The 25,848-nt window shown below is 45.2% G+C and carries 24 protein-coding genes and 3 tRNA genes; 11 read left to right on the forward strand and 16 right to left on the reverse strand.

Going from position 1 to position 25,848, the window contains the following annotated elements:
• Window positions 1-5: 5 nt before the first annotated feature.
• From ACLHG7_RS13080 to ACLHG7_RS13105, 6 genes are all read right to left on the reverse strand, one after another.
• Complete coding sequence (locus ACLHG7_RS13080; RefSeq protein WP_410211437.1) at window positions 6-1,079, reverse strand: VOC family protein; 1,074 nt, start codon at window positions 1,077-1,079, stop codon at window positions 6-8.
• 280 nt (window positions 1,080-1,359) lie between these two features.
• Entirely contained in the window at window positions 1,360-2,034 is a 675-nt protein-coding gene (locus ACLHG7_RS13085; RefSeq protein WP_410211438.1) for an integrase arm-type DNA-binding domain-containing protein, read from the reverse strand.
• Window positions 2,035-2,254: 220 nt separating this feature from the next.
• The gene (gene glnA, locus ACLHG7_RS13090) at window positions 2,255-3,664 is read right to left on the reverse strand and encodes a type I glutamate--ammonia ligase (RefSeq protein ID WP_410211439.1); all 1,410 of its coding nucleotides are present in this window, start codon (window positions 3,662-3,664) and stop codon (window positions 2,255-2,257) included.
• Between the two features lie 460 nt (window positions 3,665-4,124).
• A complete protein-coding gene (gene fba, locus ACLHG7_RS13095) occupies window positions 4,125-5,168 on the reverse strand; it encodes a class II fructose-bisphosphate aldolase (protein ID WP_410211440.1) in 1,044 nt (347 codons plus the stop codon).
• Window positions 5,169-5,390: 222 nt separating this feature from the next.
• Complete coding sequence (locus tag ACLHG7_RS13100; protein WP_410211441.1) at window positions 5,391-5,747, reverse strand: hypothetical protein; 357 nt, start codon at window positions 5,745-5,747, stop codon at window positions 5,391-5,393.
• Between the two features lie 147 nt (window positions 5,748-5,894).
• Complete coding sequence (locus ACLHG7_RS13105) at window positions 5,895-7,082, reverse strand: phosphoglycerate kinase (protein ID WP_410211442.1); 1,188 nt, start codon at window positions 7,080-7,082, stop codon at window positions 5,895-5,897.
• 160 nt (window positions 7,083-7,242) lie between these two features.
• Here ACLHG7_RS13105 and ACLHG7_RS13110 point away from each other — a divergent pair, with 160 nt between their 5' ends.
• On the forward strand, window positions 7,243-7,779 hold the full coding sequence (locus ACLHG7_RS13110) for a DUF421 domain-containing protein (protein ID WP_410211443.1): 537 nt from the start codon (window positions 7,243-7,245) through the stop codon (window positions 7,777-7,779).
• Window positions 7,780-7,826: 47 nt separating this feature from the next.
• Here ACLHG7_RS13110 and ACLHG7_RS13115 read toward each other — a convergent pair whose 3' ends face one another.
• Together ACLHG7_RS13115 and ACLHG7_RS13120 are read right to left on the reverse strand one after the other, a co-directional pair.
• Window positions 7,827-8,354, reverse strand: coding sequence for a YecA family protein (locus ACLHG7_RS13115; RefSeq protein WP_114900635.1), 528 nt, complete (start codon window positions 8,352-8,354; stop codon window positions 7,827-7,829).
• Window positions 8,355-8,576: 222 nt separating this feature from the next.
• On the reverse strand, window positions 8,577-8,777 hold the full coding sequence (locus ACLHG7_RS13120) for a PA3496 family putative envelope integrity protein (protein ID WP_410211444.1): 201 nt from the start codon (window positions 8,775-8,777) through the stop codon (window positions 8,577-8,579).
• 370 nt (window positions 8,778-9,147) lie between these two features.
• Here ACLHG7_RS13120 and ACLHG7_RS13125 point away from each other — a divergent pair, with 370 nt between their 5' ends.
• Window positions 9,148-9,639 (forward strand): energy transducer TonB, encoded by a 492-nt coding sequence (locus ACLHG7_RS13125; RefSeq protein WP_410211445.1) that lies wholly within the window; start codon window positions 9,148-9,150, stop codon window positions 9,637-9,639.
• A gap of 119 nt (window positions 9,640-9,758) precedes the next feature.
• On the opposite strand, the gene ACLHG7_RS13130 is transcribed toward ACLHG7_RS13125, so the two are convergent.
• The 7 genes from ACLHG7_RS13130 to ACLHG7_RS13160 all read right to left on the reverse strand — a co-directional run bounded on the left by ACLHG7_RS13130 (window position 9,759) and on the right by ACLHG7_RS13160 (window position 13,884).
• Window positions 9,759-9,834: transfer RNA gene (locus ACLHG7_RS13130), tRNA-His, on the reverse strand.
• 98 nt (window positions 9,835-9,932) lie between these two features.
• A tRNA-Arg gene (locus ACLHG7_RS13135) sits at window positions 9,933-10,009 on the reverse strand.
• Window positions 10,010-10,101: 92 nt separating this feature from the next.
• Window positions 10,102-10,178: transfer RNA gene (locus ACLHG7_RS13140), tRNA-Pro, on the reverse strand.
• 176 nt (window positions 10,179-10,354) lie between these two features.
• On the reverse strand, window positions 10,355-11,422 hold the full coding sequence (gene nadA / locus ACLHG7_RS13145; protein ID WP_410211446.1) for a quinolinate synthase NadA: 1,068 nt from the start codon (window positions 11,420-11,422) through the stop codon (window positions 10,355-10,357).
• A gap of 61 nt (window positions 11,423-11,483) precedes the next feature.
• The gene (gene sohB, locus ACLHG7_RS13150) at window positions 11,484-12,458 is read right to left on the reverse strand and encodes a protease SohB (protein ID WP_410211447.1); all 975 of its coding nucleotides are present in this window, start codon (window positions 12,456-12,458) and stop codon (window positions 11,484-11,486) included.
• Between the two features lie 204 nt (window positions 12,459-12,662).
• Window positions 12,663-12,950 (reverse strand): YeaC family protein, encoded by a 288-nt coding sequence (locus tag ACLHG7_RS13155; RefSeq protein ID WP_410211448.1) that lies wholly within the window; start codon window positions 12,948-12,950, stop codon window positions 12,663-12,665.
• Window positions 12,940-13,884: an NAD(+) kinase gene (locus tag ACLHG7_RS13160; protein ID WP_410211449.1), complete on the reverse strand. Its 945-nt coding sequence runs from the start codon at window positions 13,882-13,884 to the stop codon at window positions 12,940-12,942. Before ACLHG7_RS13160 ends, ACLHG7_RS13155 begins: the two co-directional genes overlap by 11 nt.
• 300 nt (window positions 13,885-14,184) lie before the next feature.
• Here ACLHG7_RS13160 and ACLHG7_RS13165 point away from each other — a divergent pair, with 300 nt between their 5' ends.
• The 9 genes from ACLHG7_RS13165 to ACLHG7_RS13205 all read left to right on the forward strand — a co-directional run bounded on the left by ACLHG7_RS13165 (window position 14,185) and on the right by ACLHG7_RS13205 (window position 22,820).
• Entirely contained in the window at window positions 14,185-14,922 is a 738-nt protein-coding gene (locus tag ACLHG7_RS13165) for a Bax inhibitor-1/YccA family protein (protein WP_410211450.1), read from the forward strand.
• Between the two features lie 250 nt (window positions 14,923-15,172).
• Complete coding sequence (locus tag ACLHG7_RS13170; RefSeq protein WP_410211451.1) at window positions 15,173-16,372, forward strand: ATP phosphoribosyltransferase regulatory subunit; 1,200 nt, start codon at window positions 15,173-15,175, stop codon at window positions 16,370-16,372.
• Window positions 16,373-16,453: 81 nt separating this feature from the next.
• Window positions 16,454-17,770 carry an adenylosuccinate synthase gene (locus ACLHG7_RS13175; RefSeq protein WP_410211452.1) on the forward strand — a complete coding sequence of 439 codons (1,317 nt, stop codon included), beginning with the start codon at window positions 16,454-16,456 and terminating at the stop codon, window positions 17,768-17,770.
• A 357-nt stretch (window positions 17,771-18,127) separates the two neighbouring features.
• A complete protein-coding gene (locus ACLHG7_RS13180) occupies window positions 18,128-18,721 on the forward strand; it encodes an aminodeoxychorismate/anthranilate synthase component II (protein WP_410211453.1) in 594 nt (197 codons plus the stop codon).
• The gene (trpD, locus tag ACLHG7_RS13185) at window positions 18,711-19,775 is read left to right on the forward strand and encodes an anthranilate phosphoribosyltransferase (RefSeq protein WP_410211454.1); all 1,065 of its coding nucleotides are present in this window, start codon (window positions 18,711-18,713) and stop codon (window positions 19,773-19,775) included. Before ACLHG7_RS13180 ends, trpD begins: the two co-directional genes overlap by 11 nt.
• Window positions 19,776-19,830: 55 nt before the next feature.
• Entirely contained in the window at window positions 19,831-20,631 is an 801-nt protein-coding gene (trpC, locus tag ACLHG7_RS13190; RefSeq protein WP_410211455.1) for an indole-3-glycerol phosphate synthase TrpC, read from the forward strand.
• Between the two features lie 40 nt (window positions 20,632-20,671).
• On the forward strand, window positions 20,672-21,385 hold the full coding sequence (locus tag ACLHG7_RS13195; RefSeq protein WP_410211456.1) for a Smr/MutS family protein: 714 nt from the start codon (window positions 20,672-20,674) through the stop codon (window positions 21,383-21,385).
• A 149-nt stretch (window positions 21,386-21,534) separates the two neighbouring features.
• Window positions 21,535-22,221, forward strand: a complete 687-nt coding sequence (gene folE, locus ACLHG7_RS13200) for a GTP cyclohydrolase I FolE (protein ID WP_410211457.1) — start codon at window positions 21,535-21,537, stop codon at window positions 22,219-22,221.
• Window positions 22,222-22,373: 152 nt separating this feature from the next.
• Window positions 22,374-22,820, forward strand: a complete 447-nt coding sequence (locus ACLHG7_RS13205) for a hypothetical protein (protein WP_410211458.1) — start codon at window positions 22,374-22,376, stop codon at window positions 22,818-22,820.
• A 144-nt stretch (window positions 22,821-22,964) separates the two neighbouring features.
• Here the strand turns inward: ACLHG7_RS13205 and secA are convergent, their stop codons facing one another.
• Window positions 22,965-25,718, reverse strand: coding sequence for a preprotein translocase subunit SecA (secA, locus tag ACLHG7_RS13210; protein ID WP_410211459.1), 2,754 nt, complete (start codon window positions 25,716-25,718; stop codon window positions 22,965-22,967).
• Between the last annotated feature and the right edge of the window lie 130 nt (window positions 25,719-25,848).

Below are 25,848 nucleotides of genomic sequence, written 5' to 3' on the forward strand. Positions count from 1 at the left end.
AAGGATTAGCCAAACAGCTTGGCAAGGGTAATGAGTTTACGAATCGACAGATCGGGGCTATGGCGCAAGCTATGCACCATCCCCACGACATTGGCGGTTGATATTTTCGGTTTGGTAAAGCTGGCCGGCATCGGTTGGCCCCACTGCGCCATGGCCGCGCGATTGACCTCGTGTATACCGGTCGGTATGTCGGCGCTAAACAAATCCCCATCGCAATAATGCTCATGCTTATCGCCCCATGGATCTTGCCAGTAATCAAAAATCTGACTGCCCAGAATATGGCGCCCGATCCCCCAAGCATGCGTCCAGCCCCGCTCGCGCAGTATCCGCTGCCCCATGCCGACCGCATCGGTATCGATGACTTCAAAGGCACTATGGCTATAGCAAGGCATAAAGCCTTGTGCCAAGGCCAAGGTATGGTGATCGGCCGGTGTATCGCCGAGATTGAGACGTAGAAAAGCCACCGCTGGGGAGCCATCCGGCAGCACTTGGACGTCACTGGGAATAAAGCCGAAATGTTCGGTATACCACGCGCAGGTCGCTTGAAAGTCTGCGACTTCTAGCACGACATGGCCGACACGCAGCACTTCAGGCGGATCTATGGCTGGCCGCTGGGTCACATTGATCCGTGGATGGGTATCGCCTTGATTCAGCGCCAATGCAGCACGATGTGGCAGCGGGGTCACGGCTGCCCTGCCCCAAACGGCCTGCACGGTGAAACCTGACGGATCGCGTAGCTGGACAAATGCCCCGCCGCCCAACCCTTGGATGTCTTCAATATCAGACGCCCCGGCCAGTGATGTCAGTTTTTCCAGATCGCTGCGCTCTGCCACACTGAGGCCAAACCCCACAAATCGCGCCTGCTCACCGCGAACAATCCGATAGCAATACGGGTCGCTGCCTGCACTGCGGAAATAAAGTTCATCTTCGGATCGAAAGGCCACGTGCAGGCCAAAATCCATCAGGAATTTCTCTGCCTCGGCAAGATCCGGTCGCTCAAAGATGAGAAAGGCCAAACTTTGTGCATGGACAGTCGGTGCAGGATGACGCGCTGGCTGTGGGGTAAGGAGTTGAAGCATGGCGATTACTCGACTCAAGGACAATGTGAGATCACTATATAACTGACAATTTATTCAATATTGAGATATATGTCAATAATAATGCTTTGCACATTGCGGCCGTTCGTCAGATTTATAGGTCATTTATAGTCATCACCAAGATGGCTGGGTAGAGATCTTTGTGATGATAACTACAATAAATAAACCCCAGATTCATATCTGGGGTTTATGGGCTGATCTCCCTTTGCACTCTGTTGAATGCAGGCGGGTCAAGGTGGCATATGCAAGATTGGCATGTAGATCATCTACAAATTCCTTCGGCTATACGTCCAATATTTTGCGACATTGAGGAACCAGCATGTGTCCAGCCTTTGCTGCACGCGTCATCATCGGACATGTTACGACCCCGATTACTGGCAAATAAACGACGCCCATGCGGGCTACCGAGTGTGACTGCCATCTTCGGGATTCCTGTCTGTGGCTTGTAAGCTTTTAGGGCGAAGTTTTCTTCGTTTCCGGCCAGCACTTTCCGAATGTTGTATGCTGCGCTCTTGACCTGAGCGGTGATATGCCATGCCATTTTATTTTCATCCAAATCCGTAATGTCCCCGAGTGCAAACAAGCGCTGCCGTCCGATGACACGCAGCTGTGGCGTTACTCTGATCTGCCCCTTGCTATTCAGGGTTGAGGCCAAATTTGGCCGCATATAGTCGGTGTTGGGTTTGCCGCCGATGCACCAGATGATCTGATCGTAGGGAATCTTGGCTGTTTGATGATCCCTCCTCGCCTCTGTCAATGATACAGAGGGATAAGTTCCAAGAGGTAGCTTCTGCTTCTTCCCGTCAATGCGATACTCATAGCGCCATTGCATGGTGCCCTTAGCTCGAACAACGATGACCAGCCCGTGGCCATCGGCAAGTTGATATTCCTTGCCGGTCGGTTTTAGTTTTCTCAGTTGAACATCAGTTAAGGCCATTATGTTTTCTCCATCAGGGACTTAGAGCTTTTGTTCCCTATTTTTAAAATAGTTGTCCCCTATTTAGCATCATTTCAAAGAAACAGGGGACAATTAACGATGGATTCTATTAAACTATATCGGACGGCTTAGGAAAAGAAAAAGGCCGGAAGCTTAGATTTCTCAATGCTTTCCGGCCTTTCTTTGGACGCGATAAGACGTCCTCAAACTGCTTTAAAAATTAGCAGCTGTAGTACATTTCAAACTCAACTGGGTGAGTCGTAGTGTTTACACGACGCACTTCTTCCATTTTGAGTTCAATGTATGCATCAAGCATAGGCTTGGTGAATACGCCGCCTTTCAACAAGAATTCATGATCTGCTTTCAATGCATCCAGTGCCATTTCAAGTGAATGAGCAACGGTTGGGATCAATGCTTCTTCTTCTGGTGGCAAGTCATACAAGTTTTTGTCTGCCGCTGCACCTGGATGGATCTTGTTTTGGATACCATCAAGACCAGCCATCAACAAGGCTGCGAAAGCTAAATATGGGTTTGCAACTGGATCTGGGAAACGTGCTTCGATACGCGCACCTTTTGGATTTGACACGTATGGAATACGGATTGACGCTGAACGATTACGTGCAGAGTAAGCCAGCATGATTGGCGCTTCGTAGTGAGGAACCAAACGTTTGTAGCTGTTTGTAGCTGGGTTGGTGATCGCATTCAATGCACGAGCATGCTTGATGATACCGCCAATGAAGAACAATGCGCTTTCTGATAAACCTGCATATTCGTCACCAGAAAAGGTATTTTTACCGTTTTTGCTGATCGACATATGAACGTGCATACCTGAACCGTTGTCACCAACCAGTGGCTTAGGCATAAACGTTGCGGTTTTGCCATGTTCATGGGCAACGTTCAATACTGCATACTTCAGAACTTGAACTTCGTCTGCTTTACGTACGAGTGTGTTGAATGTCACGCCAATTTCAGATTGGCAAGATGCTACTTCATGATGCTGAACTTCAACGCGGCCTTCACCGAGCATTGCTTCAATCGCTTCACACATTGCAACACGCAGATCTTGTCCGCTGTCCACTGGTGGTACTGGGAAGTAACCGCCTTTTACACGTGGACGATGGCCTGAGTTGCCACCTTCGTATGAATTACCGGTTGACCATGCTGCTTCTTCAGCAAAAATGGTATGACGCGCGCCAGACATGTCGATGTCCCATTTCACTTCGTCAAATACGAAGAATTCTGGCTCTGGACCAAAATATGCAGTATCACCAATACCTGTCGATTTCAGATATTCTTCTGCACGACGCGCGATAGAACGTGGATCACGCTCATAACCTTGCATGGTTGAAGGTTCGATTACGTCACAGGTCACAACGACTGTTGGTGCAGAGAAGAATGGGTCCATGAATGCTGTTTCTGGATCAGGCAGCAGGATCATGTCCGATGCTTCAATACCTTTCCAACCAGCAACTGATGAACCATCAAACATTTTACCGTCTTCGAATGTGCCTTCATCAACAGTGTGTGCTGGGAAACTGACATGCTGTTCTTTACCGCGTGTATCGGTAAAGCGGAAATCCACCCATTCCGCTTCGTTTTCTTTAATCAGTTTGAGAACTTTGTTGCTCATGCTTGCAATGCTCCAGCGTTAGAAAAATTTTAGACCTATGTTCAATTCAGGTATTACCATTGATATGCAGACAAAATGAAGGCGAAACCCCAATCCAAGATGCTGCAATATAACAATTCAGACCATTCGATACAGCGGTGTCTACCTTTAAGCAAATGACGTACCAGAAATCTATGCGCTCTCAGATTTGTAGTCGATTAAGTCCATTTACCCCAGCACCGCCACGACTTACAGTATAACGCATCCGTTTAGTTCGTAAATCGAAAAGTACAGACAAAAAAAGAATAACCACGATCGCCCCAATATAATGCACTCATAATGGTGCATTTTTTAAAAATGCACCATTATAGACCACGTAAGAGTGTATTGATTGGCTCTCGATCTCAGTCAAATTGGCATAATTTGGGGAGATTCCCAATAAAAAAGCTTCGAACTTGAAGAAGTCAGAAGCTTTTTTAATTTATTTCGCGGCGTAGCGACTGGACATTTTTTCTAATGAAATCGGATTGATTCGACTTGCATGTCCTGCTGTACCAAACTCTTGATAGCGTGCAATGCAAACATCCCGCATCGCTTTAACCGTTTCACCGAAAAATTTACGTGGGTCAAACTCAGAAGGATGCTCAGCCATAAAACGACGCATTGCACCTGTTGATGCCAGACGTAAATCGGTATCAATGTTTACTTTACGAACGCCATACTTAATCGCTTCAACGATTTGCTCTACAGGGACACCATAGGTTTCTTTAATGTCGCCGCCATGCTCATTAATGATTTTTAACCACTCTTGAGGAACAGAACTTGAACCATGCATCACCAAATGGGTATTGGGGATTTTGGCATGGATTTCTTTAATGCGATCAATCGCAAGAATATCGCCTGTCGGTGGGCGAGTAAACTTATACGCACCATGGCTGGTGCCAATCGCAATGGCCAAAGCATCTACATTGGTATCTGCAACAAATCGGGCAGCTTCATCAACTGTGGTAAGCAGTTGTGAATGATCGAGCACACCTTCCGCACCGACGCCATCTTCTTCGCCTGCCAGACCAGTCTCAAGGCTACCTAAGCAACCGATCTCACCCTCTACAGAAACACCACATGCATGAGCAAGCTTAACAACATCACGCGTCACACCCACGTTGTAATCATAGTCTTTTGGCGTTTTACCATCTACACCCAGTGAACCATCCATCATCACTGAGCTAAAGCCCAATTGAATTGAACGTTGGCAGATATCTGGGCTGGTACCATGATCCTGATGCATCACCACAGGAATATGTGGCCACTCTTCAATGGCAGCCAAAATCAAATGACGTAGAAATGGTGCACCTGCATACTTTCGAGCGCCAGCACTCGCTTGCACAATCACCGGGGAGTTCGTTTGATCAGCGGCCTCCATGATAGCGCGCATCTGCTCCAGATTATTAACGTTGAACGCTGGAACGCCATAGCTATGCTCGGCTGCATGATCAAGCAATTGGCGTAACGAAATAAGTGCCATAACTAAAAACTCTATCTAATAATGAAAAGCTAGCTAATGCTAAATGCAAAGTGAATAAAACCAAGTGAGATTCTAACCTACTTGCCGCTTGTTTGGGATGCGGTTTGACTGAATTTATACAGGGAATATGTTTTGCTGAGCATAAAAAACCTCGCAAAATGCGAGGTTTTTTCAAATCATAGACTTGGCATTACCGCCTTATCCACTTAAACCATTCAAAAATTAAGAATGTGCTTTGATTTTGTCAGCAGTTGCTTGTGCAGTATCAGCAGTTGCTTGTGCAGCTTTAGCTGCTGCGTCTTTAACATCAGCAACAGTCGCATCTGCAGTTTTTGCAGTTGCGTCAGCAGCTTTGCTTGCAGCAGTTGCAGTTGCATCAGCAGCTTTGTCTGCGCTAGCAGCAACAGCAGAACCTGCAGCAGAAGTTGCGTCAGCAGCAGAAGCTACGCCTGATGCAGCAGCATCAGCAGTTGCAGCAACACCAGAAGCAGCAGAGTCAGCAGCTTCTTTTGCTTTGTTACATGCAGTCAGAGCCAAAGGAAGAGCCAATAGTGCTGCGATTAGAATAGAAGTTTTCATAGCGATGTCCTGTATAGATATAAAAAATTAAGTCAAAAACAGACCTGTCGACAGAGTAGCACAGCATATATGACAAGAAAATTACTCTGTAACAAAAAGTATAATCTTCACGACATACGGTTCTATTTATCGACAGTTATTCAGTTTTTATTGTGCATATTCCAATAACGCTGCTACAGCGGGCAACGTTTTCCCTTCTACAAACTCAAGAAACGCGCCACCACCCGTAGAAATATAGCTGATTTGATCAGCAACATCATATTTATCAATAGCCGCTAATGTATCGCCGCCGCCTGCAATCGAGAAACCTGAGCTTGCTGCAATTGCTTCAGCCAATACTTTGGTTCCACAACCAAATGCATCGACTTCAAACACACCGACAGGACCATTCCATAATATGGTTTTTGCTTGTTGAATTAAGGTCGCAAACTGTGCAGCTGTATCGGGACCAATATCTAAAATCATATCGGTGTCACTGATCTCGGATACTTTTTTAGTCACCGCTTGACTTTTTGCAACGAAATCCATGAAGTCACCACTTAAGAGACTGGCATCAATGACCACCACGTCAGTTGGTAATGGCACATGAACTTTAGAAGCAATTGCACGTGCCGTTTCAATCAGATCAGCTTCGTATAATGATTTACCGACATTGAATCCTGCTGCAGCTAAGAATGTATTGGCAATTCCACCACCTACAATGATCTGGTCACAAATACCAGCAAGTGAGGTGAGCACGTCAAGCTTAGTCGACACTTTTGAGCCCGCAACAATAGCAACCATTGGTTTTTCTGGAGACTGCATTGCACGACCCAATGCATCTAACTCTGCGGCGAGTAGCGGGCCCGCACATGCAATTTTTGCAAACTTAGCAACGCCTTCAGTGGAGCATTCCGCACGATGTGCCGTACCAAATGCATCCATCACATAAACATCACACAATGCTGCGTATTTTTCTGACAATTCAACGGCGTTCTTCTTCTCACCTTTATTAAAACGAACGTTTTCTAATAAAACGACTTGCCCAACTTGGACATCTACACCATCTAGATAATCAGTCACTAATGGCACATTTTGACCCAATGCTTTCGACAAATATTCAGCGACAGGCGCTAAAGAGTTTTCAGCAGAATGCTCACCTTCAGTCGGACGGCCTAAATGGGAACAGACAATAACTGCCGCACCTTGCGCCAATGCTGCTTTAATCGTTGGTAGTGCTGCTCTTAAACGTGCGTCACTGGTAATTTGACTATTTTTTACGGGAACATTCAGATCCTCGCGGATTAATACACGTTTGCCGTTTAAATCTAAATCCGTCATTCGTTTGAAGTTCATACTGCTCATAGTCAAAAAATCTCAGTCAATCGCGATGGGAGTGGTATTGTAAAGAAATATAGCGTGTTGGGCTATATGTGCATTTTAGATGCCCTAAAGCAAAGCTTTGGTAGAATTCGTGTATCGTGCACCACATAGAACATATCACTAGAGAAATATCATGAGCTTTTTTCTTGCCAATCCTTATCTCGATGTCGCACTGCGAAGCCTTGCAGTGTATTTATTTATGTTGATTGCGATCAGACTCACAGGAAAAAAGGAGTTATCCCAACTCAATACGACAGATGTTGTTCTCATTCTATTAATCAGTAATGCCGTACAGAATGCCATGGTCGGTACAAATACCAGTCTCTCAGGCGGCTTACTCGCTGCAGGAGTGCTGTTTCTTGCAAATTACCTGCTCAAGAAAGTCATGTTTAAAAATAAAAAACTAAGAAACATCATTTCCGAACATCCTGAAATTCTGATTCATGACGGAATCGTCAATACTGCAATTCTTGACAAGTTAGGGATAAGCCATGATGAAATCAAAGAGGCGATGCGTGAGCATGGTGTAGATAAATTAACGGATGTCAAACTAGCAATGCTGGAAATCGATGGCAATATTAGTATTATTAGTGGTGATGCCCAAAACCTACAACAAACACAGCATAAGCGTCGGAAAATTCACAAAACGCTGGGAAGCCTCAACTCTTGAGGTCTACCCAGTATATAGAGTTTACAATACAACCGATTTGAAGAGAATTAGCCTGCTGGCGCGTGATAAAGCAAAAAGAGCTTGGTTAGATTGTCAGGAATCTCATCAGCCATCTCTTCCATTAAATCGGGATTTTTACGCACGGTTTCCAGATCCGGCTCACCCTCAATGCCACTGAAGACCATCATGGGTAGAGTGAGCATAATGACATCTTCTTCCTCGTCCGCTTGCTCAAACCAAGCTTCGTCATTAAGAAATAAGGCATCAACAAATCCAACAGCCCAATCGCCCAGACTCGAGTCAACAGAAATCTCTTCAATTTCGACAGGAAAGCCGACTTCCTCTTCATTAAGCAGCGTTTGCAGGATATCTGCACGCCACAATTCAACCTGCTCCAGTATTTCACTAGGCACATCTTTTTCATGCTCATCAAACAAATGCTTACGCCAGCCTTTAAGCTCTGGACCCACAACCGTGGCACACAAAAAACCATGCGTTGCTGCAAAGTCCAAGCCAAACTCGTTGCCTTCACCGTCTAAGTAGTCAACCAGCAGATCTAAATCAAGTTCAGGGATCGCCATGAGACACACTCCATTGCATTATAAGATTGCGCTACTCTAACAAATTTGATGACACTCTGGCGTAATAAAGCACATCGTTTTGAACAACAAACATACCAAAAGCATGTAAATAACACAGATCACTGCACAGTCAGACAACCACTTCTAGTTTTTGCATAAAAAAAAGCGACGAGATCAATGTCTAATCGCTTCTCTTCAATGATTAACACACAAGGATTAATCATCTTCAAGGTCAAAATCATACTCTTTCAAATGACTTTGCAAACGTTTTTCTTGCAAAATATCGTCAATTAAACGGCGTTTGAGTAAGGAAGCTTTGCTGTTTGAACCAGATCGGCTGGTCTCACTAACAGGTAATGCCTCAGTATCTAAAAATGCTTCATCGAGCTCGAACTCTTGGTTACCTGCGCTACTCATTACGCTCTCCTTGGGCAAAAAACTTTGTGAACAAAGAATCTCTTGAGACTATATATATACTTAATATTTCAAAAAGATGACATTGTCAACAAAGCACCCAGAAGTGAAACAAAAGTTAACATAAGATTCATATATTTCACACGCAAGATTAGCTTTTAAAAGTTTCTATAAAACAAGATTTTTGAAGGAATTAGCAAAATAGATAATAGATGGTTTACACCCATTAATCTCCACTATACGGTGATAAGTACTTAACAAAGCCGTCACATAAAAACACAGAGACTCCTTATTCCATCATATTCAACCCATTCTCACTACATGAAATGAGATAACACTATCTAAAGTTGATCTTTTTATTATTGGAAATATGATGTCGCACTATAAAATATTAGGCCTTTGCTTAACACTCACTCTTATGCCACATGCCCACGCTACAGACGAAACCACAAATCCCACTATCAAAACTCGCCCTATTTATACTCCCCCTTCCCTGACCGAAGACAACTCTCCTCTCGGCTTTACGGAGAGTCTTGAACTTTTAAGATTTGAAGAGCCTACTTATTCAAATTCACTGCTGGCGGCAGGGGAAACAAAGAATGCGACATTGAAAATTTTGGTGAACAATCGCGGAGAAGTCGTTGAGGCTGAAGTCGTAAAATCATCTGGCGTTGAAGAGCTAGATAATGCGGCCAAGAAAGCCATCTTAAAAACAACTTTTTTGCCTTATATCGATAAAAGCACAGGGCAGCCTATCCATGTTTATACCAATTCTGTGTATAGCTTTAAGCAACATCAAGTCACTGATGTAAAGTCTGATGATCAACCTAAACAAAAACGTGGTGGCGGACGTAAGAAATCTTAAAAGGGATGCCCTATAATTTTTAAACAATTTTTTACTCAACACAGAAAAATCAGACAACAAAAAACCTAGGATCTGAGATCACTAGGCTTTTTTAATTTAAATCAATTATTACGAATATATGGGGTGGCTAATGGGACTCGAACCCACGACAACCGAGATCACAACCCGGGGCTCTACCAACTGAGCTATAGCCACCATAGAAGCCAACCAATCACCATTTGTATCACATACAAATCTAGGCTTAGGTGGAGCACAGCGGAGAAACTAAACTACATCAAAGTTTGGATAAGGCATGGTGCGCCTGGCAGGATTCGAACCTGCGGCCATCCGCTTAGAAGGCGGATGCTCTATCCAACTGAGCTACAGGCGCATAATCGCAAACAGGTCAGTTAAAACGAATTTCTTAAACACACTGTTAAACGACAACTGCCTACTTACATCTCACTCTTTTACAATACTATTTGGTCGGAATGCAAGGATTCGAACCTTGGACCCCCTGGTCCCAAACCAGGTGCGCTACCAGACTGCGCCACACTCCGAATAAACAGCTTAACATCTACATCTTACATCATCATCGACTTGCGTCGTGATGGGGTGCATTCTAGAGAGTTCAGCCCATCACGTCAACCACGAGGCGGATGATTTTACAGCAGTTGCACTGTATTTTTCAATATTTGTCTTAATAAGTTCATTTTTTATACTAAATATCAAAAAATCAGCGTGTTAACGTCTTAGCAAAGTCTAGCATTCGATCAAGTGGTACTTTTGCACGCAGCGCCAACGCCGGATCGACATGAATTTCTTGATCACCATTTCGCAGTACTGCCAAAATATTGTCCAAGCTGTTCATAGCCATCCAAGGACAGTGCGCACATGAGCGACATGTTGCACCTTCGCCAGCCGTGGGTGCCTCAATGAGAATCTTGTCCGGCGCCGCTTGTTGCATCTTGTAGAAGATGCCCCGATCAGTAGCCACGATCATGCGTTTCTGAGGAAGCGTTTGCGCGGCCTTAATCAACTGACTCGTACTACCTACGGCATCAGCCAGAGCAATCACTGATTCAGGTGACTCTGGATGAACAAGGATCGCTGCATCAGGATAAAGCGCCTTCATTTGTTCAAGCCCACGCGCACGGAACTCCTCATGAACGATACAGGAGCCATCCCAGAGCAGCATATCTGCTCCAGTCTTCTTCTGAATATAACGTCCAAGATGTTGATCGGGTGCCCAGATAATTTTTTCACCCAGACTATCTAAATGCTCAACAATGTCCACAGCAACACTGGATGTCACCACCCAATCTGCCCTCGCCTTCACGGCTGCCGACGTATTGGCATACACCACAACCGTGTGGTTAGGGTGCTGATCACAAAATGCAGTAAACTCATCGACTGGACAGCCAAGGTCTAGTGAGCAAGTGGCTTCCAATGTAGGCATCAAAACTGTTTTTTCTGGGCTGAGAATCTTTGAGGTTTCCCCCATAAACTTCACCCCCGCAACCAACAATGTCGATGCGGCATGATCTCGGCCAAAACGCGCCATTTCCAATGAGTCAGATACACAACCACCCGTTGCCTCAGCCAAAGCCTGAATATCAGGATCGGTATAATAATGAGCGACAATCACTGCATCACGCTTTTTCAGCTCTTCAGCTATCTCTTCAAAACGACGTGCGCGCTCGACATCCGTCAACTTCAGCTCAGCATTGTGATCGAAGTGGTTTAAACGATCGAGATGCTCTTTGACAACGGTCTTGGCATGATTGTCAATCAGTGTGGACATATAAAAAGACTCTAGCTATTTGATTAATCGTGGCTGGAAAATTAAGCATTGCAAACAATGCTTAAAGTGTCGGATCACGAAACTCAGGTAAACGACGACTCAACTGTGCAAAACCTGCTTGCATTTTTTGCTCAAGGGTAGGGATAATTTGTAGTGCAACTTGGCCCGCCATTTGCGCAGCCTGTAAACCAAATTTTTCTGCCAAGGTCATTTTGCGACGTGACTGAATCACATAGACATCACGGGTTGGCAGCAAGGAGAGCAAGTAAGCGTCACTGGTCTGCAACTGATCAACCAATTTCAAATTTAGCGCATCCTCACCATACCAATGTTCGCCTGTCGCGATGATTGAGACATCCAGCTTCGGACGATACTTTTCAACAAAGTGTTTAAAGAGTTGATGCGTTTGCTCAAGCTCCTCTTCAAACTTCTCTTTACCTTCCTCAGAGTTTTCGCCAAACATGGTGACGGTACGTTTGTATTTACCTGCGGTGTAAACATCAAAGTCAATTTTCAAAGATTGCAGCAATTTATGAAAATTCGGCATCTGTGCAACAACACCTATAGAACCGACTACTGCAAACGGTGCAGCAATAATTTCTTGAGCGATACAAGCCATCATATAACCGCCACTTGCGGCGACCTTATCGACACAGATGGTCAAATGAAAACCTGCCTCACGCAGGCGAGCAAGCTGTGCAGCTGCTAAACCATAGCCATGTACTAGGCCACCGGGGCTTTCGAGGCGCAAAACGATTTGATCACGACCAGCACGCGCCATGGACAAAATCACGGTGATTTCTTCGCGGAGGTGTTCTACAGCACTGGCTTGGATATCACCCTTAAAGTCGAGCACATAAACCCGTTGACCATCTTTAGTTCTGAGCTTTTTACTCTTTTCTTGGTTCTTAGCCAAAAGTTTTTGTTCAGCTTTCGGAAATGCTGCGCCAGCAAGAAAACGCTGATGCGACTCTAGTCTTTCATTTAAATGGGTAATCCGCATTTCTGACTGAAATTTTGGCGTATGGAATAACATAATCTTGATATCCTGTAATCAATCACTAATGATTAAACCGACGAGTCGAATGCATCTGAGCATTTTTTTTGCTGCTGACTCCATGGACCATGCACATTGCACAGCGCCACGATTTAATGATTGAGATTGCGAGCAATAAGTTCAAGTGAGCAATTCATGAGAATTACACGAAGCTACATAAGTAGATCATCACGTGTAAATCACTTAGATCAAGCGCAGCGGTCTTTCTTCATCATGAGGGGCATGGTTATGGTCGGTATCACACGCCTCGCCTTCTTTTTTGCCCTTATCAATATAGCCTGTGCGCTGATTCTCAGGTAAATGTTTCATTTCCCAGATCAATACGGCTTGCATCGATGTTGCCCGCTGCTCAGGCGTTAGGCGATCACCGTTTGGCCACTTACCAATCTCAACCGCAGTTCGCAAGCGATCGACGATCTCAGGGGTCAGTGCGGCTAAAGTTGCTTCAGTATCTAACACATCAATGCTCATCATCATTTTCCTTATAGTGGCTCCAGCCCAACTTCGTACGGCAGGCTGCATAAAAATCATACCCAGGCGGATGAATCAAACATAACTTAAAGGGATGCTTGCGAATATGCAGCAAATCTCCCTCCTCCAAAGTCACGCTGGTTTGTCCATCGGCACTCACCATCGGGTGTACACGGGTATCTTTAATCTTGATCTTAATTTCACTTTCACTACCAATCACGATCGGTCGGCTAGACAGTGTATGTGGGTGCATGGGTGCTATCACAATCCCATGCATGGATGGATGCATAATCGGCCCACCCGCAGAAAGTGAATACGCCGTTGAACCAGTAGGAGACGCAATAATCAAACCATCACTATGCTGACGATAAACAAAATGACCATCAATATTTAGCTCAAAGTCAATCATATGGACTGACTTACCCGCGTGTAATACGACATCATTCAATGCCACGCCTTCATGAGTCACTCGCCCACCTGAGCGAATTTCCATATGCAGTAAAAAGCGCTTATCAAGGGAGTACTCGCCTTTTAGCACTTGATCCAGCTTAAACAAGACTTCATCAGGCGAAACATCGGTTAAGAAACCCAGTCGTCCACGATTTACACCAAGCACAGGGGTTTGATGACGTGCCAACACACGTGCTGCGTGGAGCAAAGAGCCATCCCCCCCCACAACAATGACCAAATCACAGACTTCGCCCAGCAGTGGCCGAGAAATGACTTGCACAGAAGTCAGACCTGCTAATTCTGCAGTCGCTTCATCAAAAATAGGATTTAATCCCTGCTTATTGATATGCTCATGAATTAAACGCAACGTATCGACAACCGAAGATTTACCGGGTCGTCCAATCAATCCAATATTTCGAAAATAGGTAGTTTTCGATGCGACTGTTTTCACCGCAGCATTTTTGGCTGGTTTTGACACCCTCATTCGCTCCATTGCGTACTTCTGTGTAAATCATAGCATTAAACATTCACAAGGACAGCGGACTAACGCAGAATCACGCGATATGCCGCATATTTAATGCGCATTAAGGGGCGCAATTATTAACATGGAATTAAGTCATTTTGATAAATGCGCCATCTTCTTCCGCAATAAGCCGTTACTATTTTGCTCTAAAACTTAGATTGTACATCACACAATTAACACGTCTAATAGCTGGGTTAATCATAATTTCATTCAACATAAGACTTCTTATATAAAGAAGTTTATCACCACGCAGGGGGCTTTATGCAAAGTGACAATCCAATGCTACGCCGAGCGGAGTTTATTCCGACCAGTCAACCGATGTCTGTGGCTGGTGCCATTAACAAATCCATTATTTTGACCCTTGTTGCGGCTTTTGTTGCTATTGCACTCTATGCCTATTCAATTTCCTTGATGCAGCAAGGTGTAGCAAGCCCTGCAGGTCTTGCCGCTGTGGTCGGTGGTATCGGTGGCTTTGTGCTCGTGCTCATCATGACATTTAAAGCACATTTAAGCTCAACACTCGCACTACCCTATGCCGTCATGGAAGGCTTGTTCTTAGGCGGCGTTTCGGCCATGTACGAACTGCGCTACCCGGGTGTCCCTGCATCAGCATTGCTGGCCACTTTTGTGACGACACTGAGCCTATTTGGGCTGTATCGTGCAGGCATTATCCGTGCGACCGAGAAGTTTAAATCGGTTGTGATCTCTGCAACAATTGCTCTGGCTTTAGTGTTTGTCGTGCAAATGGTTATGAGTCTTGCATTCAAATCATCGATTCCAGGTTTGTTTGAACAAACTGGTGTGGTCGCAATTGGCTTTGCTGCATTTGTCGCGATTATTGCTTCACTGAATCTAATCTTGGATTTTGATCTCATTGAGCGGAGTGCCGAACTGGGCGCACCGAAATATATGGAATGGTTCTGTGCGACCGCATTACTTGCCACACTGGTGTGGATGTATATTTCTTTCTTACGTTTACTCAGTATTTTACGCAACTAAACCGCATGTTTGCGTATTGTTAGCTTGCTACAAACAGGGCCTCTGATCAAATCAGGGGCTTTTTTATGGGGGAAATTGCTGCATCCCCTGCATCTATCGTGTTAGAATATGCCGACATCGGGACGTCTCCCGATTTTTTTACGCCTGATTGATTGTAAGTTCAATCTCTTGATTTCTAATGTATTATCAATTGAATTGCTGTTAATAATTGATAATGCGTTGTTTGCTTTATTTTGCATGGGACAAATTCATGCCAGTTGCGGAAACTTGGTTGTTGCCTGATGGCGTAGCAGATATTTTACCTACCCAAGCACACACAATAGAGTCATTGCGTCGTCGCTTATTGGATACCTTTGCGGTACGCGGCTATGCGCTGGTGTACACGCCATTTATCGAATATGTCGAGTCTCTACTGACGACAAACAATGTCGGTGGTGGTAACAACCATGATCTGGATTTGGTGACATTTAAACTAATCGACCAACTTACAGGTCGTTTGATGGGGGTTCGCGCCGATATCACCCCACAAGTCGCCCGCATTGACGCCCACGTGCATCCTATTGAAGGCGTTGCACGATATTGCTATGCGGCCACAGTACTGCACACTCGCCCTCAAGAACTCTCAGCCTCTCGTACACCATTACAACTCGGTGCTGAGCTTTTTGGTTATTCAGGGCTAGCAGCCGATCTTGAGATGATTGATCTCATGCTCACTATCCTTGCTGATGCCGGACTCACCCAAAATCTTCACTTGGATTTGGGTCATGTTGCCGTATTCCGCGCACTGGCTGCCATTGCTGGCTTAAGCGCAGAACAAGAACAAGTTTTATCAAACATCTATCAACGCAAATCGATTCCAGAACTGAAAGAGTTCTGCCAAAACATTGCTCATGGCAACGACTTCCTTGTGCTCGGACGTTTAGGTCATGATTTATCTGCGCTTGGGGCTCAACTTTCCCCTGAAGCACGTCAGAATGTAGATGTTCGCAATGCTTTGGATCAACTGGCAACGACATTGGCACATGTACAGACACATTGGCCACAGGTTGATGTCAGCGTCGATGCGACTGAACTGCGCAGCTATCACTATCATACGGGTCTTGTGTTTGCGGTTTACGCACCGAACCTTGCAGTGCCGCTAGCCAAAGGCGGGCGTTATGATGGCGTAGGTCAGGCATTTGGACGTGCACGTCCTGCAACTGGTTTTAGTTGTGACCTTTACATGCTGACGGGTTATCTGACTCAAGAAGAACAAATTGTGATTGCGGCCCCAGCAGGACGTGAAGCCAGCTTACTGACTGCCATTGCACAAGCACGGAGCGCAGGACATGTCGTTGTTCAAGCATTGAGTTTCGGCAAGAGCACAAATGCACTCGAAATCGACCATCGTGCAACACACACTTTGGTTCAAATCGATAAAATCTGGCAAATCGTTAAGCTAGAAAGCTAAACCGCTAGCAAGCATATTGAATTTAGTTGTTATTAGTCGTTTATGTACTATCAGTAAGAATCATCAATGGGAATCAGTGGTATGAGTAAGAATGTTGTCGTACTAGGCTCGCAATGGGGCGATGAAGGCAAAGGCAAGATCGTGGATTTGCTCACCGATCAAGCTGCCGCAGTAGTTCGTTTTCAAGGCGGTCATAATGCGGGTCATACCCTCGTTGTTGGTGGTGAAAAAACCGTCCTGCATCTGATCCCATCAGGCATTTTGCGTGAAAATGTATTGTGTTTGATCGGCAATGGCGTAGTCCTTGCGCCCGATGCGTTGATCAAAGAAATGAAAACGCTGGAAGATAAAGGGGTTCCTGTTCGTGAGCGCCTGCGTGTGTCTCCTAACTGCCCATTGATCCTGCCTTACCATATCGCACTGGATCAAGCACGTGAGATTCGTCGTGGTGCCTCAAAAATCGGTACGACAGGTCGTGGAATTGGACCTGCGTATGAAGACAAAATTGCGCGGCGTGGTTTACGTTTGGCTGACCTGATTCGCGATACTGATTTTGCTGATCGTCTACGTGAAATCATGGAATACCATAATTTCCGTCTGACCCAATACTACGGTGTTGAAGCCGTTAGCTATGAGAAAACTCTAGAACAAGCACGCGAGTGGGCAAAAGTCATTCGCTCTCTGGTCTGTGACGTCACCGAGACTTTGCATGACTATCGTCGCGAAGGCAAATCACTGATGTTTGAAGGTGCACAAGGCACATTGCTCGATATCGATCATGGTACCTACCCTTATGTCACCAGCAGCAACACCACTGCAGGCGGTGTTAGCACCGGCACAGGTTTCGGTCCATTGTACCTCGACTATGTCCTCGGGATTACCAAAGCCTACACCACCCGTGTTGGCGCAGGCCCCTTCCCAACCGAACTGCACTACGATGCAAGCACGGATATTGGCAGTGCGATCGGTAAGCATCTGGGTACTGTAGGTCATGAATTTGGTGCAACTACTGGTCGTCAGCGTCGCTGCGGTTGGTTTGACACGGTCGCATTGCGCCGTGCAGTTGAGCTAAACTCAATCAGCGGGATCTGCTTAACCAAGCTGGATGTTTTGGATGGTCTAGATACCATCGAAGTTTGTGTACGTTACGAGCAAGGTAATAATGGTGGTTGTATCGGATCTTCAGACGCGATTGCATTTGAAAACGTCACCCCAATCTATGAAAGCATGCCTGGTTGGTCGGAATCGACCATCGGTGCAACGACTTTAAAACAACTGCCGGCTAATGCACGTGCTTATATTAAGCGCATTGAAGAGCTGGTTGGCTGCCCTGTTGATATTATTTCTACAGGTCCAGACCGTGAACAAACGATTGTATTGCGTCATCCCTTTGAATAAGGTCAACGTCTTTTAACTGTCATCACGCTTGCACTATAAATGCTCTATTAAGCAAGCCTATGACGCGTTCAAAGAACGACCATCATCTTGATGGTCGTTTTTTTATTTGATGTGCTTTTTGATCGAAGTTTTGCTAAGCATGAAGACGTAAATGAATATAGCAATTCATTTTTAGTCATCAAGCTTAAACACGCAATACATCGTGATGATGATACAATGTCGTATTGAGTCAAAAGCTTGCGCTATTCACGCAAGTGGTAAAACGAATGGCTATATTTATTAGTATGAGTATGGATTTGCGTATGCTTTGCAGATACACAAAACAGAATTCATATTTATCATAGAGTTGAATGCAAAATGCTTTTAATGATCGATAATTATGACAGCTTCACTTACAACATCGTGCAGTACTTTGGCGAGTTGGGTCAAGACGTCAAAGTCGTGCGTAACGATGAACTGACGATTGCAGATATCGAAGCGATGAAGCCGCAATATCTGGTGATCTCACCCGGCCCATGCTCTCCAAACGAAGCGGGTATCTCTCTTGCCGCGATTCACCATTTTGCAGGCAAAATTCCGCTGCTGGGTGTTTGTCTTGGCCATCAGGCTATAGGCCAAGCCTTTGGCGGAGATGTGATTCGCGCGCGTGAGGTGATGCATGGACGAATTTCAGCGATCCATCATGCAGATAAAGGTGTCTTTAAAGGGTTAAAAACACCCTTCGATGCTACCCGCTATCATTCACTGGTCGTGGATAAAAATACCCTACCCGACTGTTTAGAAGTCACGGCCTGGACATCGCTTGATGGCAAGCTTGATGAAATTATGGGTCTGCGCCATAAGACACTGCCGATTGAAGGGGTACAGTTTCACCCTGAGTCAATCTTGAGCGAGCATGGCCATGATTTACTGAAAAGTTTTCTGGAAGAATGGAAAGATTATGCAGCCTGACTCTAAGCTGATTCGCGCCGCCTTAGATCCACTGCTGCAAGGCCAATCCCTGTCTATGGAAAGCATGCAAGAAGTCATGCTCGACATCATGCAGGGTGCAGCAAATGATGCACAGATTGCCGCATTTCTAGTCGCGCTACGAATCAAAGGCGAGTCTGCCTCTGAGCTTGAAGGCTCAGTACGTGCGATGCGCGCCTTGATGAAACGTGTGCCGCTCTCTAAGCTAGAACGAACAATCGACATCGTCGGAACTGGCGGTACAAGCCACGGGGCAAATTTAGTCAATGTCTCAACCGCTGCTGCTGTTGTGGCCTCTGCGGCAGGAGCACGCGTCGCAAAACATGGCAATCGCTCGGCATCCAGTAAATCAGGTAGTGCTGACTTACTAGAAGCAGCAGGTGTCAGCTTAGAGCTGGATAGTCCACAAATTGCACGTTGTATCGATACGTTAGGTCTTGGCTTTATGTTTGCCCCACAGCATCATCCTGCAATGAAGCATGCGATCGGTGTACGCCGTGCTTTGGGCATACGGACCATTTTTAATTTACTTGGCCCGATGACTAACCCAACGGGACTGACTCATCACCTCATCGGTGCCTATGCACTGGAGTGGTGTCGCCCGATGGCCGAAGTTTTGTCGCAGCTCGGCAGTGAGCATGCATTGGTTGTTCACAGTCATGATGGGCTTGATGAACTATCCATCGCCGCGCCGAATCAAGTTGTAGCACTCAAAGATGGCGTCATTACTGAATATCAGCTTCGTGCTGAAGATGTCGGTTTAAAAACACAGTCTATTGAACTTCTTGAGATCGTCGATGCTAAAGATTCATTACGACTGATTAAGGATGCCTTTGGTAAACAGACGACTGAAGCCAGCCAAGTCGCGATACAAATGATTTCGTTTAATGCCGGTGCTGCGCTGTTTATCACGGGCGTAACCCATAGCATTAAGCAAGGCGTGGAACTCGCTCAAGATGTGATTTACAGTGGCCAAGCTTTAGAAAAGCTCACCATGTTGGCTGAATTCACGCACTCCTTAAAGCAATCCGCTTAATGATGTATCAGCATTATTAAGTCTGCAAAACCTATTTAGATATACGAGCATCAGCATGAGCAACGCCCCTACTATTCTTGATAAAATCGTTGCGCGTAAACGCGTTGAACTGGTTGAACGCCGCAATAAAATATCGCAGCATGACTTGGAACAAAAGATTTTAACCTTAGATCCTGTGCGTGGTTTTACCAAAAGCATGCAACATCATCGCCCAGCCGTGATCGCTGAAATCAAAAAAGCCTCACCCTCAAAAGGCATTATTCGTGCTGATTTTCGTCCAGCCCAAATCGCCGTGCAATATGAACAAGCAGGTGCCGCCTGTTTATCAGTACTTACCGATGTGGACTTCTTCCAAGGCAATGACTTGTATGTTAAAGAAGTCAAAGCCGTATCTAAGCTGCCCGTGATTCGCAAAGACTTCATGATTGACCCCTATCAAATCATCGAAAGTCGTGCATTAGGTGCTGATTGTGTACTCTTGATCGCTGCATGTTTGTCAGATAGCCAAATGCGTGAGCTCTATGATACCGCAGTAAGCTTAGATCTAGATGTACTGGTTGAGGTCCATGATCATGCCGAACTGGATCGTGCGATGGAAATTCCAACCAACCTGATTGGTGTCAATAACCGCAATCTCAAAACCTTTGAAGTAAGCTTAAATACCACCTTAAGCTTGAGCAAATACATTCCTTCAGATCGCACGCTCGTCACAGAAAGTGGCATCACTACACCGAACGATGTGATGCTTATGCAATCTCAAGGGATTCATGCTTTCCTAGTTGGTGAAAGTATGATGCGTGAAGCGCATGCAGGTCATGCATTGACGAATCTTTTTGGCAAGCCTGCGCTGATTTAAACAGCGCAATAGGCTCATTGGAATCTGTTTTAACCTCCTTATGTCTAAACCCTCGATCCCAAATCCCTCCTCTGCTTTTGCCAGCCTAAACGTCTTGAAATCGGACTTAAAGAAGCAAGCAGAGCTTGAGAAAGCAAAAGCGGAGAAACGGCTAGCTGATGAACAAGCGGCTAAACTTGCCGCTCAAGATGCCGATGCTGCGGCTCTCTTTCAAAAAGCTACGCAAGGGATTCAACCCATCCCTCAAGAACAGACTGTGCCACGCAGCTCTAAGCCGATCAAAAAAGCGCTGAATCCAACACTTTTAGCACGCAGGGCAGCTGCGATAGGTACAGATGGCGCAAGTATTGACGGCATTTCGGATACCAAAGCTTTGCTCAATCCCATTGCCAGTGAAGCCACTCTGTCTTTTCGCGAAAAAACCTTACAGCATCGTGTATTCGACCAATTAAAGTCGGGCAATTTGCGCTGGGTTCATGCCGTTGATTTACATGGGTGCACCACAGAACAAGCCCGAGCGGCCGTTTTAGAAATTATTCGAATGGCTCAAGCTGATCCAGAAGCATTGTCACCCAATGTGATCAAAATCATTCATGGTAAAGGCATTGAAGCCACCCTAAAAACCTATGTAAATAGCTGGTTGCGCCAGCATCCAGAAGTCATGGGCTTTGTCAGCGCCCCTGTTGCACAAGGTGGTACGGGAGCCGTACTGGTTCTGCTGAAACGTGGCTCACTTGGACATGACGATAAATAACTTATCATTCTGAGCCGTTGGCTTTATGATATGCACATTGTTGGTATCCATATCACTTTTTTGAAGTGATCGTCATTGAAAATTGACTAGATGCAACAAAGATATTCTTTTTTAAGCGCATCACAGCGCAATGTTGGAAGTTTGGTGTTATGACATTACCTTTAAGACAGCCATCAGTTCACCTGTATGCTGGCAATCAAACTGCTGAAGAGCTTTTGGCTGAACAAGAGCTTGCAGAGCAACAAGGTGCTGCGGAAAGCACGCAAGAGTCGACCTTCCTTGCGCTACAGCAATCTTACGCGACTTTGATTAATGGTGTAGGTGAAGATCTAACACGTCCGGGACTTGTGGATACCCCAATCCGTGCAGCAAAAGCCCTGTCTTTTCTGACTAAAGGCTATGCGCAAACCCTAGAAGATGTTACCAACGGCGCGATCTTCCCTTCCAACAATCATGAAATGGTGATGGTTAAAGGCATTGAGTTCTTCTCAATGTGTGAACATCATTTATTGCCGTTTATGGGTCACACCCACGTTGCTTATCTCCCTGAAGGTAAAGTACTAGGTCTATCCAAGATGGCGCGTATTGTCGATATGTATGCACGCCGCTTACAGATTCAAGAGAACCTCACCCAAGAGATTGCTCAAGCTGTGATGGATGCAACAGGCGCACGCGGTGTGGCAGTAGTCATGGATGCACAGCATATGTGTATGATGATGCGCGGTGTCCAAAAGCAGGACTCCAGTACACGTAGTGTCGCCATGATCGGTCAATTTACGACGGATAATCAGGCGCGGAATGAGTTTTTAAGAGCGTTGCCGGCGTCGAGATTTTAGCCCCCCCGCCTGTCACATGACATATATAATTTAAATTAATTAGCTTTTATCGACTTAGGCTCTATGTCTCTCGAAGAAATTATTCCAATAGCCACCCTATTATTGACTGTAATAATAGGGCTTCTCTTATTACGTGTAGCATCCCCATCCTTTTGAGAACGCTTGGTTATAGAGATGTAAAGCTAATAATTCGAGATAAAACTACTGATGTTTTCACTGCAGAGGGAAAACATCTTTTCACGATTGAAAATCGCATCGCTTTAAACAAAGAAAAAGGCAAACAAGTCATCATAGCTGTTGGAGGTCCTAATGATTGGCCAAAAACGGCACCACGCGTTCTTCCCCCAGACTCAATTGATATCAATTTATCCGAAGTCGATCTTTCTAATCCATTCATTATAGATCTCTGGGAAACCTTCATCAGCTATTGTCGTATTAAGGGTATCCACGATTCAGGTGGATTGGGTTATATAATGTATCTGCGAATGGGATCAAAAACCTTTGTAATAGAAACTCTAATCACGGATCAAATTTTTAAAAGTTTATTAAACTCTATACTTGGATCAAATAAACGATTCCATATCGCTTATCTCCGCTAAACCACACGTCTTTAATAGACGTGAACGACAGCTGAGTTTAAAACTGTATTTCGTCAAGCCTCTTCAATTTAAATAAAATTTTAGACAGAAATAAAAAACGAACCCTCAAGGTTCGTTTTTTTTCACACGATTAATGCACTACGATTAAACCAGTGCACCATGGCACTGCTTATATTTTCTCCCTGATCCACAAGGGCATGGCGAGTTACGGCCAATGTTCTGCCCTGCATAAGGATTAACTTCGGTAAAGGTTCCATTCAAACGCATATCCGCTTGATTCAATGCTGCAAGCTCAGGGTCTTGAGAGACTTCGCCCGTTAAACCATCTACCCCAGAATGTTGGAATTGGAGGTGCATCGCCTCAGCATCACGTTGCTGCTGTGCTTCCATCTCGGCAATTTCTTCAGCACTCGGCACATGCATACGCGACAAATCTTGAATTACTTCAGACTTGATTGCAGCCAGCATATTTTGAAACAAAGTGAATGCTTCGCGCTTATATTCCTGCTCTGGGTTTTTCTGAGCATAACCACGCAGATGAATCCCTTGGCGCAAATAGTCCATTGCCGCCAGATGCTCTTTCCAATGGCGATCAAGTGATTGCAGCATGAAATGACGTTCCAGCATATTCGCCGTTTCATCACCCATCTGAACACGACGTGCTTCATAGTGTGCAACCGATGCATCAACGATTTTCTGACGCAATGCATCTTCATCTAAACGACGATCTTCTTTTAACCATTGTTGCACAGGCAGACTCAGGCCGAACTCAACCGACAATGAGTTCTCAAGACCCGGAATATTCCATTGATCATCAATACTTTGTGGTGGAATAAAGTTATCAATTAGACCATTGATCACATCATGATGCATATTCAAGATGCCTTCATGAATCGTTGGTTCATAGAGCACATCATCACGTTGGCCATAGATAATCTTACGTTGCTCATTCGCCACGTCATCATATTTGAGCAGATTTTTACGAATATCAAAGTTACGCGCTTCAACTTTACGCTGCGCATTTTCAATTGAGCGACTCACCATTTTATGTTCAATGGCTTCGTCATCTTTGAGACCCATCGCACGCATCATGTTGGTGACGCGATCACCCGCGAAGATACGCATCAGGTCATCTTCGAGTGACAAATAGAAGCGTGATACACCAGGGTCACCTTGACGACCAGAACGACCACGAAGCTGATTGTCGATACGGCGTGACTCATGACGCTCAGAACCAATGATATGCAAACCGCCCGCATCAATCACTTGTTTATGTTTCACTTCCCATTCAGCACGGAGACGCTGTGCATCTGCTTCAGTTGCCTCTGGAATGGCTTCCAATTCTACTTTCCAGTTACCACCGAGCAAAATGTCAGTACCACGACCCGCCATGTTGGTTGCGATCGTAATGGCTGAAGGGCTACCCGCTTGCGCGATGATATACGCTTCACGCTCATGCTGTTTCGCGTTCAACACTTCATGACGAATACCACTTTGCGTCAACATATTGGATAAAAATTCACTGGCTTCAATCGTCGCCGTACCCACCAATACAGGTGCACCAGTCAATTGAATACGCTTAATCTCTTCAATAATGGCTTTGTATTTTCCAACTTTAGATAGGAAAATTAGGTCATTTTGATCGATACGAACCATTGGGCGATGCGTAGGAATCACCACTACATCCAGCGCATAAATCTGGGCAAACTCGGCAGCTTCAGTGTCTGCAGTACCAGTCATACCACCGAGTTTATGATAGAGACGGAAGTAGTTTTGGAAAGTCGTTGTTGCGAGGGTTTGGTTTTCATTTTGAATATTCAAACCTTCCTTCGCTTCAGCAGCTTGATGCAGACCTTCAGACCAACGGCGACCCGGCATAGTACGGCCCGTATGCTCATCGACGATCACAATCTCACCTTCACTGACAATATAGTGCACATCACGCTGAAACAGATTGTGGGCACGCAATGCCGCATGGACATGATGAACTAGATTCAGCTTGCTCGGTGAATATAAGCTATCACCTTCTTCCAGCAATCCCATATCAGTCAGGCGCTGTTCAACATATTCATAACCGGCTTCGGTCATATCAATGCTGCGTTGTTTTTCATCGATCCAGAAATGTCCGCCATCCGGAACTTTTTCTTCTTTTTGACGTGTCAGCTCTGGAGCCAGTTGGTTGATCATGGCATAAAGTTTTGAAGAATCATCACTTTGACCAGAGATAATCAGCGGGGTACGCGCTTCATCAATCAGGATCGAGTCAACTTCATCGATGATCGCGTAATTCAAGCCTCGTTGTTTCTTCTCTTCCGGTGTAAACACCATGTTGTCACGCAGATAATCAAAGCCAAATTCGTTATTGGTTCCGTAAGTGATATCTGCACGATAGGCGTCATGCTTCTCTTCTTGACTCTGCATGGAGCGAATTACACCAACTGTGAGTCCTAGAAACTCAAACAATGGACGGTTTAGCTCTGCATCACGTGCAGCCAAATAGTCATTCACAGTAATCACATGGACACCAGCACCACTCAGCGCATTCAAATAACACGCCAGTGTCGCCATGAGGGTTTTCCCCTCACCGGTACGCATTTCAGCAATACGACCCTCATGTAAGGTGATACCACCGATTAGCTGCACATCATAATGACGCATGCCCAGCGCACGCTTACTGGCTTCACGACATACCGCAAAAGCTTCAGGCAATAAGCTGTCTAATGTTGCACCATCTTGATAACGCTTTTTAAATTCGGATGTCTTTGCTGCTATTTCAGCATCACTAAGTGCCGAAATTGTCGACTCAAAGGCATTAATGGCATCGACGCTTTTACGCATCCGTTTAAGTTCACGTTCATTTTTGGTGCCAAAAATGCCACCGACCAGACTAGCTAACATTGACTATCGACTCTAAATAAATGATTTTAAACAAGTCACCTTATACTAAAAGTGACTCTAAACGATGCGACTCAAACATTGTCGCGAACTCAATAAAACTTTAACGCAAAACTATTTCAATTAAAGCAGG

Source organism: Aquirhabdus sp., assembly GCF_046462495.1.
Lineage (GTDB): Bacteria > Pseudomonadota > Gammaproteobacteria > Pseudomonadales > Moraxellaceae > Aquirhabdus.

Bases quoted from the DNA above. Each gene is read 5' to 3' on its own strand.
- folE (WP_410211457.1), top strand. From the start codon at position 21,535: ATGACATTACCTTTAAGACAGCCATCAGTTCACCTGTATGCTGGCAAT.
- ACLHG7_RS13160 (WP_410211449.1), bottom strand. From the start codon at position 13,884: ATGAGGGTGTCAAAACCAGCCAAAAATGCTGCGGTGAAAACAGTCGCA.
- ACLHG7_RS13180 (WP_410211453.1), top strand. From the start codon at position 18,128: ATGCTTTTAATGATCGATAATTATGACAGCTTCACTTACAACATCGTG.
- ACLHG7_RS13085 (WP_410211438.1), bottom strand. From the start codon at position 2,034: ATGGCCTTAACTGATGTTCAACTGAGAAAACTAAAACCGACCGGCAAG.
- ACLHG7_RS13110 (WP_410211443.1), top strand. From the start codon at position 7,243: ATGAGCTTTTTTCTTGCCAATCCTTATCTCGATGTCGCACTGCGAAGC.
- ACLHG7_RS13165 (WP_410211450.1), top strand. From the start codon at position 14,185: ATGCAAAGTGACAATCCAATGCTACGCCGAGCGGAGTTTATTCCGACC.
- ACLHG7_RS13100 (WP_410211441.1), bottom strand. From the start codon at position 5,747: ATGAAAACTTCTATTCTAATCGCAGCACTATTGGCTCTTCCTTTGGCT.
- ACLHG7_RS13120 (WP_410211444.1), bottom strand. From the start codon at position 8,777: ATGAGTAGCGCAGGTAACCAAGAGTTCGAGCTCGATGAAGCATTTTTA.
- ACLHG7_RS13105 (WP_410211442.1), bottom strand. From the start codon at position 7,082: ATGAACTTCAAACGAATGACGGATTTAGATTTAAACGGCAAACGTGTA.
- ACLHG7_RS13125 (WP_410211445.1), top strand. From the start codon at position 9,148: ATGTCGCACTATAAAATATTAGGCCTTTGCTTAACACTCACTCTTATG.
- ACLHG7_RS13080 (WP_410211437.1), bottom strand. From the start codon at position 1,079: ATGCTTCAACTCCTTACCCCACAGCCAGCGCGTCATCCTGCACCGACT.
- nadA (WP_410211446.1), bottom strand. From the start codon at position 11,422: ATGTCCACACTGATTGACAATCATGCCAAGACCGTTGTCAAAGAGCAT.
- ACLHG7_RS13175 (WP_410211452.1), top strand. From the start codon at position 16,454: ATGAGTAAGAATGTTGTCGTACTAGGCTCGCAATGGGGCGATGAAGGC.
- ACLHG7_RS13195 (WP_410211456.1), top strand. From the start codon at position 20,672: ATGTCTAAACCCTCGATCCCAAATCCCTCCTCTGCTTTTGCCAGCCTA.
- trpC (WP_410211455.1), top strand. From the start codon at position 19,831: ATGAGCAACGCCCCTACTATTCTTGATAAAATCGTTGCGCGTAAACGC.
- fba (WP_410211440.1), bottom strand. From the start codon at position 5,168: ATGGCACTTATTTCGTTACGCCAATTGCTTGATCATGCAGCCGAGCAT.
- ACLHG7_RS13170 (WP_410211451.1), top strand. From the start codon at position 15,173: ATGCCAGTTGCGGAAACTTGGTTGTTGCCTGATGGCGTAGCAGATATT.
- glnA (WP_410211439.1), bottom strand. From the start codon at position 3,664: ATGAGCAACAAAGTTCTCAAACTGATTAAAGAAAACGAAGCGGAATGG.
- trpD (WP_410211454.1), top strand. From the start codon at position 18,711: ATGCAGCCTGACTCTAAGCTGATTCGCGCCGCCTTAGATCCACTGCTG.
- ACLHG7_RS13155 (WP_410211448.1), bottom strand. From the start codon at position 12,950: ATGAGCATTGATGTGTTAGATACTGAAGCAACTTTAGCCGCACTGACC.
- secA (WP_410211459.1), bottom strand. From the start codon at position 25,718: ATGTTAGCTAGTCTGGTCGGTGGCATTTTTGGCACCAAAAATGAACGT.
- sohB (WP_410211447.1), bottom strand. From the start codon at position 12,458: ATGTTATTCCATACGCCAAAATTTCAGTCAGAAATGCGGATTACCCAT.